The sequence below is a fragment of the Streptomyces tricolor genome, assembly GCF_002155905.1.
In the GTDB taxonomy this organism is placed as follows: Bacteria; Actinomycetota; Actinomycetes; order Streptomycetales; family Streptomycetaceae; genus Streptomyces; species Streptomyces tricolor.
Genome location: NZ_MUMF01000862.1, coordinates 1 through 569, shown reverse-complemented (window position 1 = coordinate 569; position 569 = coordinate 1). Strand labels below are relative to the sequence as shown.

The following is a 569-nucleotide window of genomic DNA, read 5'->3' as shown; positions in this document are numbered from 1 at the left end:
CGAGGTGCTGGAGGCCGCCGAGATCGACGGCGCCGGCAAGCTCCGCACCCTGTGGTCCGTCGTCCTGCCCATGTCCCGCCCGGTGCTCGGCGTGGTGTCGATCTTCGCGCTGGTCGCCGTCTGGCAGGACTTCCTGTGGCCGCTCATGGTCTTCTCCGACACCGGCAAACAGCCGATCAGCGTGGCCCTGGTCCAGCTGTCGCAGAACATCCAGCTCACCGTGCTCATCGCCGCGATGGTGATCGCCAGCATCCCGATGGTGGCGCTGTTCCTCGTCTTCCAGCGGCACATCATCGCCGGGATCAGCGCGGGCAGCACCAAGGGCTGACGCCGCCGCCCCCTCCACAGAAAGGCACGCTCCGTGGGACAGCCCCGCCCTGCCCGGAAAGACCCCGACTGGTGGCGCTCGGCCGTCATCTACCAGGTGTACGTCCGCAGCTTCGCGGACGGCGACGGCGACGGCACCGGCGACCTCGCGGGCGTCCGCTCCCGGCTGCCGTACCTGGCCGAACTCGGGGTCGACGCCCTCTGGTTCACCCCCTGGTACCTGTCACCCCTGAAGGACGGCG

General features: G+C 69.8%; 2 protein-coding genes. Both read left to right on the top strand.

Annotation, left to right across the window (positions count from 1 at the left end; translation table 11 throughout):
* Positions 1–328 (top strand): carbohydrate ABC transporter permease (locus CCN44_RS40885; RefSeq protein ID WP_143650423.1); only part of this gene is annotated, 328 nt, incomplete at its 5' end.
* A gap of 33 nt (positions 329–361) precedes the next feature.
* A partial coding sequence (locus CCN44_RS40880; RefSeq protein WP_244204054.1) for an alpha-amylase family glycosyl hydrolase occupies positions 362–569 on the top strand: 208 nt, incomplete at its 3' end.